Source organism: Streptomyces sp. NPDC017529, from assembly GCF_044329785.1.
Classification (GTDB): Bacteria; Actinomycetota; Actinomycetes; order Streptomycetales; family Streptomycetaceae; genus Streptomyces.
Genome location: NZ_JBIRJY010000038.1, coordinates 21,680 through 28,936 on the forward strand (window position 1 = coordinate 21,680; position 7,257 = coordinate 28,936).

The 7,257-nt window shown below is 68.1% G+C and carries 8 protein-coding genes and 3 pseudogenes; 5 read left to right on the top strand and 6 right to left on the bottom strand.

The genetic code is table 11. The features are described from left to right. Positions 1–87: 87 nt before the first annotated feature. The 3 genes from ACH4K4_RS38210 to ACH4K4_RS38220 form a co-directional block, all read right to left on the bottom strand. On the bottom strand, positions 88–483 hold the full coding sequence (locus ACH4K4_RS38210; protein ID WP_398174826.1) for a DUF3037 domain-containing protein: 396 nt from the start codon (positions 481–483) through the stop codon (positions 88–90). Next, positions 480–1,304, bottom strand: coding sequence for a HipA family kinase (locus ACH4K4_RS38215; RefSeq protein ID WP_398174829.1), 825 nt, complete (start codon positions 1,302–1,304; stop codon positions 480–482). The genes ACH4K4_RS38210 and ACH4K4_RS38215 overlap by 4 nt, the downstream gene beginning before the upstream one ends. Positions 1,305–1,587: 283 nt before the next feature. After that, complete coding sequence (locus tag ACH4K4_RS38220; protein ID WP_398174832.1) at positions 1,588–2,430, bottom strand: IS5 family transposase; 843 nt, start codon at positions 2,428–2,430, stop codon at positions 1,588–1,590. Positions 2,431–2,878: 448 nt separating this feature from the next. Here ACH4K4_RS38220 and ACH4K4_RS38225 point away from each other — a divergent pair, with 448 nt between their 5' ends. Further along, positions 2,879–3,319: a MarR family winged helix-turn-helix transcriptional regulator gene (locus tag ACH4K4_RS38225; protein WP_398174835.1), complete on the top strand. Its 441-nt coding sequence runs from the start codon at positions 2,879–2,881 to the stop codon at positions 3,317–3,319. Between the two features lie 83 nt (positions 3,320–3,402). Further along, positions 3,403–4,488, top strand: coding sequence for an FAD-dependent oxidoreductase (locus tag ACH4K4_RS38230; protein WP_398174838.1), 1,086 nt, complete (start codon positions 3,403–3,405; stop codon positions 4,486–4,488). Between the two features lie 27 nt (positions 4,489–4,515). Here the strand turns inward: ACH4K4_RS38230 and ACH4K4_RS38235 are convergent, their stop codons facing one another. The 3 genes and pseudogenes from ACH4K4_RS38235 to ACH4K4_RS38245 form a co-directional block, all read right to left on the bottom strand. Next, the gene (locus tag ACH4K4_RS38235; protein WP_398174841.1) at positions 4,516–5,010 is read right to left on the bottom strand and encodes a transposase; all 495 of its coding nucleotides are present in this window, start codon (positions 5,008–5,010) and stop codon (positions 4,516–4,518) included. Next, positions 4,899–5,216, bottom strand: a pseudogene (locus ACH4K4_RS38240) (hypothetical protein); the annotation flags it as partial. The pseudogene ACH4K4_RS38240 and the gene ACH4K4_RS38235, both read right to left, overlap by 112 nt. Beyond that, positions 5,141–5,317: pseudogene (locus ACH4K4_RS38245) on the bottom strand (hypothetical protein); the annotation flags it as partial. The pseudogenes ACH4K4_RS38245 and ACH4K4_RS38240, both read right to left, overlap by 76 nt. 154 nt (positions 5,318–5,471) lie before the next feature. Between ACH4K4_RS38245 and ACH4K4_RS38250 the strand changes: the two are divergent. The 3 genes and pseudogenes from ACH4K4_RS38250 (at position 5,472) to ACH4K4_RS38260 (ending at position 7,152) form a co-directional block, all read left to right on the top strand. Next, a pseudogene (locus ACH4K4_RS38250) lies at positions 5,472–6,009 on the top strand (winged helix-turn-helix domain-containing protein). Positions 6,010–6,053: 44 nt separating this feature from the next. Then, positions 6,054–6,554 (top strand): transposase, encoded by a 501-nt coding sequence (locus ACH4K4_RS38255; protein WP_398174845.1) that lies wholly within the window; start codon positions 6,054–6,056, stop codon positions 6,552–6,554. 187 nt (positions 6,555–6,741) lie between these two features. Beyond that, the gene (locus ACH4K4_RS38260; protein ID WP_398174848.1) at positions 6,742–7,152 is read left to right on the top strand and encodes a hypothetical protein; all 411 of its coding nucleotides are present in this window, start codon (positions 6,742–6,744) and stop codon (positions 7,150–7,152) included. Positions 7,153–7,257: the final 105 nt, after the last annotated feature.

The following is a 7,257-nucleotide window of genomic DNA, read 5'->3' on the forward strand; positions in this document are numbered from 1 at the left end:
GACGCTAGAAGGCCCGCCAGCGGCTGTCAACGCCTCCGCTGCGCGCCTCCGGACCGCCGCGGCCCTCCCCTCACTCCACCACCGGCCTCACTTCACCAGCAGGTCCAGCAGCCGCCCCACCTCGCCGGCCGGGTCGGTGGTCAGCCCGGTGTGGACCGGGCCGGGCTGGACGACGGTGCTGCGCGGCGCGATCAGCCACCGGAAGCGGCGCCCCGCGTCGTCACCCGCCGCCTGCCCGGCCCGCTCACCGCCCGCGCAGACGCACTCGGCGGCGTTCAGCGCCGCCCTGACGCCCTCGACGTCGGCCGTCGCGTCGAGTGCCCGCAGCCGCCCCTCGTCCAGGTACGTACGCGCCTCGACGAAGCGCCGCGCACGGCAGTACACGACCACGCCCGCGTTGATCATCTCGCCGCGCTCGATCCGCGGTACGACCTTGAGCAGGGCGTACTCGAACACGTCGCGCCCGTTGTGCAGGCCGCTCACTTCACTGCCCTCCGCGGCAACTCGGTCGCCAGCCAGCCCGGCACCCGGGAAGGCCCGTCCTTCGTACGCTCACCGACGGTGATGCGGTCACTGATCACCGCGGCACGGGCCAGCAGCGCCCGCACATAGGCGCGGCGCAACGCGTCCGGCGAGTCGAAGCCGGGCTCGCCCGCCAGCCACTCGTCCGGGACCGCCGCCGCGACCTCGGTCAGCAGCTCCTCGGTGACCAGCGGCGCGAACTCGGCCGCGGCGGCCGCGACGTCCGGCCCGAACGACGCCAGCACGTGGTCGGAGGCGTCGTACGGCTTGACCGCGGCCTTCTCGGCGGTCGGCCAGTTGTGCTGCCAGATCATCGTGGCGCCGTGGTCGATCAGCCACAGCTCACCGTGCCAGACCAGCAGGTTCGGATTGCGCCACGACCGGTCCACGTTGTTGATCAGCGCGTCGAACCACACGACGCGCCCCGCCTCCCGCGCCGACACCTCGAACGCGAGCGGATCGAACCCGAGCGACCCCGGCAGATAGTCCATCCCCAGGTTCAGACCGCCACTGGCCTTCAGCAGCTCCTGCACCTCCTGGTCGGGCTCGCTCAGCCCGATCACGGGGTCGAGCTGTATCCGCACCAGATCCGGCACCCGCAGCCCGAGCCGGCGCCCCAGCTCCCCGCAGACGACCTCGGCAACCAGGGTCTTGCGCCCCTGCCCCGCTCCGGTGAACTTCATGACGTAGGTACCGAGATCGTCGGCCTCGACGATCCCCGGAAGCGACCCGCCCTCACGCAAGGGCGTGACATAGCGGGTCGCGGTGACTTCGGACAACATGCGGATCAGGCTACTTCCTGGTCTTCGTCGCAGGTCAGCGACGTGCGATCTCTTCAGTCCACTGGTTACTGATGCAAGTATATCGGTACAGGCGCATCGAATCCGTCCCGGCCGCCACCCGCACCCGGGAGGCCCTCCAGAGGAACCCGGGGAGAGTTTGGGGAGTTTCAGTTTTCAACCACAGTGTTCGCTGGATCGCCAACCAGCCCGTCGATAGCCCGACGCCCGCACCCCCAACCTCCGGAATGTCAGCTTCGACCAGTGGGTGTCTGAGAAGCCCCGTTCAGGGCTGTGATCTCCCGGCTCGGTGCAGGAGGAGCATGACCGTGGCCAGGTAGATGGCGTTCTCCTGGCTGGCGGCCAAGTGCTCGTAGTCCTTGGACAGTCTGCGATAGCGGCCCAGCCAGGCGAAACTCCGCTCGATCACCCAACGGCGCGGAGCTACCGCGAAGGCCGGCACTACTCGTGGTGAGGTGTCGGCCTTGGCCCAGGTGCGGCGGAAGCCGCCGTCCTTGCGCTGCACGATCTGGATGGTGATCCCGGTTTCCTCTTGGACCCAGGCCAGAAAGTCGCGGCCACGATAGCCTTGGTCAGCCCACAGGTGCCGGAGGCGGGGGAACTTGTCGGCGCACCGGGCCAGCAGTACCGCGGCGCCGTCGCGGTCGCTGACGTTGGCCGGGCTGACGCAGGCCGCGAGCATCAGGCCGAGGGTGTCCACCAGGAGGTGGCGCTTGATACCCAGGACCTCCTTGCCTCCGTCGTACCCATGCCATCCGCCCCGCTCGGTGGCCTTGACGCTCTGACTGTCCAACACCCCCGCACTCGGCGCCGGTTCCCTGCCTTGACCAGTGCGTTCACGAGCGCGCAGGATGTCGAGGATCTCCTCCCAGCGGCCTTCGATCCGCCACCGCCGCCAGTAGTGGTAGACGGTCTGCCACGGCTGGAAGTCGTGCGGAAGCAGCCGCCAGGCACAGCCGGCCCGCACCCAATACGCCAACGCGTCGATCAACTCGCGGCGTGAGTGCTTGGGTGGGCGACCGCCCGGCTTCGGCAGCGGAACCAGTGGCTCGAGCACCACCCACTCGGTGTCGGAAAGATCCGTCGGATAGGCACGTCGACCAGCCATCCCCACCTCCCCGAAATGCAGGAACTACCAAGTCGCCTGCCCTGAACGGGGCTTCGCAGACACCCACTAACAGAAGTCGGGCCGTGCCTCCCGGTGTTGCTGAGGCTCGATCCGGCTGTGCTCGACCTCCCGGTTCTGGGCTCGGGTCAGCTCGGTGGCACATCGGCGTGGGTGACAAGTGCTGGCCCTGTCGACAGTAGGTGCGCTCCGCGTAACCGGCGCGGGGCGGCTGCTACGGCCGCAGCGGCGGCGGACAGGTCACGGAAACGACCGCCCCGAGCCGACGCCTCGTCAACCGGTATGACGAACCCGTGCGTTCGCTTGATCGCCGGAGCGGCCGCGGACAGGTTCTGCGCGAGAGGTCCGGCGCCAGCGTGCGTGTCCGTGCAGTGAGGGCAAAGCCCAAGGAAGCTTGGTTGTTAACCTGGCAACAGTTAGTGTGCTAACTATGGGTGGATTGAAGCGTGAGAGCACGTTGGAGCTGATGCGGTGGGTTGTGTGGGGGCAGCGACGCATCGCTGATGACTGGATACGGGAACGCGGCCTCACGCACGAGCAGAGTGCCGTGTTGGCGTACCTGTCGAAGAACCCGGATGCCATTCAGCGTGACGTCGCGCGGGCCATGCGCACCAGTGCGCCGAGCGTCTCGCGGCTCCTGGCCGGGCTCGAGCGGCGCGGACTCGTAGAGCGCCAGATGCAGGAGGATGACACGCGCAGCCGTCGGGTGCATGTCACTCCAGCGGGCTCCGAACTGATCCAGGGTTTCGAAGAGGCCATGGACCGTGTCGAGGAGTCGATCCTCGCGCCGCTGGGCGCCGCAGAGCGAGCGCGGCTCCATGAATACCTGGAACAGCTCGCCTCCCGGATCGAGCCACCCCGCTCTCCCTGACCCGGCTCCACTACTCCGCACGGCGGCCGGGAGCCTCGCGGGCAGGACCGCCGGTTCACTCACCAACAGCAAGGAACGCCTGTATGACTCAGATCACGATCATCGGTGCCGGTCTTGCGGGACTGACACTGGCACGAACCCTGGCGGTTCATGGAATCCCGTCCACGGTGTACGAGGCGGAGGCGTCTGCCCAGGCCCGGGCCCAAGGCGGCATGCTCGACATCCACGACTACAACGGACAGCACGGGATCCGTGCCACCGGTCTGATGGACGGCTTCCAGTCCCTTGTCCTCGAAGGCCGCCAGGCATCCCGCGACGTGGCGCCTGACGGCACCATCCTGGCAGACCGGCCCGATGACCCTGCCGGAGGCCGCCCCGAGGTGCAGCGTGGCGAGCTGCGACAGTTGCTGCTGGAATCCCTGCCTGCCGGCAGGGTCGTCTGGGGCCACAGGACTCGGAGCGTGCGGACCCTCACCGACGGCCGTCACGAAGTGACCTTCGCCAACGGGTCGACGATTGCCACCGACATCCTCGTCGGTGCCGACGGTGCCTGGTCGAAGGTCCGACCGCTGCTCTCCGATGCCGCGCCCGCCTATGCCGGACGCTCGATGGTCGAGACGTACCTGTACGAGAGCGACACCCGCCACCCTGCCACCCTGGCGCTGGTCGGCGGCGGGTCGATGACCGCCTACGACGAAACCACCCGCATCGGTCTTGGCGTGCATCGCGAGCGCGCGGACACCCTGCACTCCTACGCCATGTTCGACCAGCCGCTCGACTGGTTCGACGGCATTGACTTCACAGACGGCCCTGCGGCCGCCCGCACCGTCGCGGCGATGTTCGAGGGGTGGGCGCCGGAGCTCGTCGCCCTGGTCGCGGACAGCGACATCCCGCCGATTTTCCGCCCCTTGTACGGGCTACCGATCGGGCACCGCTGGGAACACATACCTGGGGTCACACTCATCGGAGACGCCGCGCACCTGGCACCGCCGGACGGCGAAGGAGCGAACTGGGCGCTCTTCGACGCTGGCCAGCTCGGCAACGCCATCGCCGAACAGCCCAAGGACATCGACGCGGCCATCCGCGCCTACGAAGCCGCGCTTTTCCCACGGAACATCGACACTGCAACCGCCGCCGCAGCCTACTACCCCGAATTCACACCCCACTGACCACAGCAACCAGGTAGGTCCGAGGTTTTACCGCAGGCGTTGGACGTGGCGGTGGGTGATCAGGCAGGTGGCGAGGCCGAGGAAGGCTTTGTGAATGGCGTCGCGTCGTTCCCAGCGGGTCCGCAGTCGACGGAAGCCGTGCAGCCAGGCGATCGCGCGCTCGACCGCGTAGCGGAAGATGCCCAGGCCGCTGCCGTGTTCCTGACCTGTTCCTGACCTATTCCTGACCTCATTCGGCGATGACCGGTCGGATCCCGCGCTGTCGCACCAGGCGGCGGTATTTGTCGGGTCGTAGCCGCGGTCGGCGAGGAGTACGTCTGGCCGACGTTGTGGCGGCCGACGACGCCGGCCACAGCCGGGATCTTCTCCAGCAACGGCAGCAACTGTGTGACGTCGTTGCGGTTGCCGCCGGTCAGCGACACCGCGAGCGGGACGCCCTGAGCGTCGGTGATGACGTGGTGCTTGCTGCACGGTCGACCGGGCTGGGCCCGCTTTTGCCGCCGCGCCGAGCGGCCCGCACATGCGAGGAGTCGATCACCGCCCGCGACCAGTCCAGCTTCTTCGCCGACCGCGGCTTCTCCAGCAGCACCAGGTGCAGTTTGTTCCACACACCGGCCTCGTTCCAGGCTGCTAGGCGCCGCCAGCAGGTCACGCCCCGAGCCGAAGTCCAGCTCGTGGGGCAGGTACTCCCCTTGAATGCCGGTGTGCAGTACGAACAGGACCCGCACAGTGCCTGCCGGCCCGGGATCTGCGGCCTGCCCTCCACCAGCTTCGACCCCGGCTCGGGCAGCAACGGCTCGATGAGCGACCACAGTTCGTCCGACACCATCCACGGTCGAGGCTGCCTATTTCCCACACAGACCAACGACTACCCAATGCGAAAGACGCATGATCAGCAACTTCTGGCAGGAGCTCTTACTGAGTTTGTGGGTGTGATGTCGTCGAAGGCTGACGGGTGGTGACGGTCGCGGTATGCCCGGAGCGTGAGGTGTCCGCAGGGTGGTGGCCTGACTGCTGAGCGCTGGGCCTTTCGCGAGGGGTTGCGCCTGGAGGCGGCGGGGATGGTCGCGGCCGGGCACGACACATGGTGGTGGCCAAGCAGTTGCGGGTGAGTGTGCGCTCGGTGCAGCGCTGGCGCCGGGCCTGGGCCGGCGGCGGACCGCCGGCCTTGTGTTCCAAGGGCTCGGCCGCCCGGCCCAAACTGAGCAAGGACCTGGTCGCGGCCTGGGAAGAGGGACTGGCCCGTGGCCCGATCGCATACGGCCGGCCGGACCAGACCTGGACCCTGGAGCGCATCAAGACGCTGATCGGGCGCAGGTTCCACACGAGCATGACGCTGTCGGCGAGCGCGCAGATGCTGCACCGCCACGGCATCAGCCACCAAGTGCCCGCCCGGCGGGCGGTGGAGCGGAACGAAGAGGCCGTCACCGGCTGGTGAAGGAGACGTGGCCGCAGGCGGGAGCACCGCGGCGGCGCTCGGGGCCTTCATCGTCTTCGAGGACGAGGACGGCTTATCGATGACGCCGCCCACCGCCCGCACCTGAGCCAAGCGCGGGTCTGCCCCGGTGATCCGGGTCCGCGGCCGGTCCCAGCGCCGCTTCTCCATCGCCGCCCTGGCCTGCCACAGTCCCGGCGAACGCTCCCGGATGATCTTCCGGCCCGAGCGGCATCCGGATCACCAGCGGGGCGGCCGGCGCAGTCTGACCTGGAGCGACTACCGCGGCCTGCTGACCGCCGCCCACCACCAACTCAAGGCACCACTGGTCCTGGTGTGGGACAACCTGAACATGCACCTGGACCACCACATCCGCGACGTCATCGCCGCCCACGAAGGGATCACCTGCTACCAGCAGCCGTCCTACGCACCGGATCCGAACCCGGCCGAGGGCCTCTGGTCAGTGCTCCGACGCACCGGCCAGTGCAACACCGCCTTCACCGATCCCGACCACCTGATCCGCACCCTGCGGCACCGTCTTCGCAAGCTGCAGCACCGCAGCGACGTCACCGACGGATGCCTCGCAGCCACCGGACTCACCCGGACAACATCACGCCCACAACCTCGGTAGAGCATAGAGGCCGGGGCCTGGCCTGCGAGTCCGTAGTCCCCAGGGCCCCGTCGCCGCACCCCAGTGTCTTCAGCACGGACGAGGATCAGGCCGAACAGTTGCACCGTGGCTCGGCGACGATGCGCTGCCTTCTGATGTCCGCACGGCTGGCGCCCTGACACTCCTCTTCGGGCTGCAGCACACCAGATTGCTCGAACTCATCGTGCACGACGTCATCGACAACGACACGGTGGCGGCACTCAACCTCAACGGTCATCGTCTTCCACTGCCGCCCGAAAGTCGCCCAGCTGGTCCGCGCGCTGCGCGACCAGCGCCTGAAACGCTGGCATTTCGACCAGACGGCCAGCACGACACCATGGCCGTTCCCGGTCAGGAGCCCGCCCGCCCTATCGGAGCCACCTACCCCTCCTTGGAGCTCCGTCGACACGGCATCGCACCCCTCGCCAGCCGTAACAGTGCTCGGCTCACGCTTGCCACCGATCTACCAGCATCTGTTCTCGCCGACTTCACCGGCTCCAGCATCAGCGACTCCACCCGCTGGACCAGATACGCCAAGCGGGACCGGCTCGACTACATCGCCAGCCGCATAGACCCCTGAGGCCTGCTCAGCTAAAGGTTGTCCCGTAACCAGTGGTGCGGTTGGCGCGTTGGTTGGGCATGGGTGGGGTGATCTCGGCAGATGATCCGAAGTGGATCGAGCCGT

Bases quoted from the DNA above. Each gene is read 5' to 3' on its own strand.
- ACH4K4_RS38215 (WP_398174829.1), bottom strand. From the start codon at position 1,304: ATGTTGTCCGAAGTCACCGCGACCCGCTATGTCACGCCCTTGCGTGAG.
- ACH4K4_RS38220 (WP_398174832.1), bottom strand. From the start codon at position 2,430: ATGGCTGGTCGACGTGCCTATCCGACGGATCTTTCCGACACCGAGTGG.
- ACH4K4_RS38225 (WP_398174835.1), top strand. From the start codon at position 2,879: ATGGGTGGATTGAAGCGTGAGAGCACGTTGGAGCTGATGCGGTGGGTT.
- ACH4K4_RS38230 (WP_398174838.1), top strand. From the start codon at position 3,403: ATGACTCAGATCACGATCATCGGTGCCGGTCTTGCGGGACTGACACTG.
- ACH4K4_RS38235 (WP_398174841.1), bottom strand. From the start codon at position 5,010: ATGTGCGGGCCGCTCGGCGCGGCGGCAAAAGCGGGCCCAGCCCGGTCG.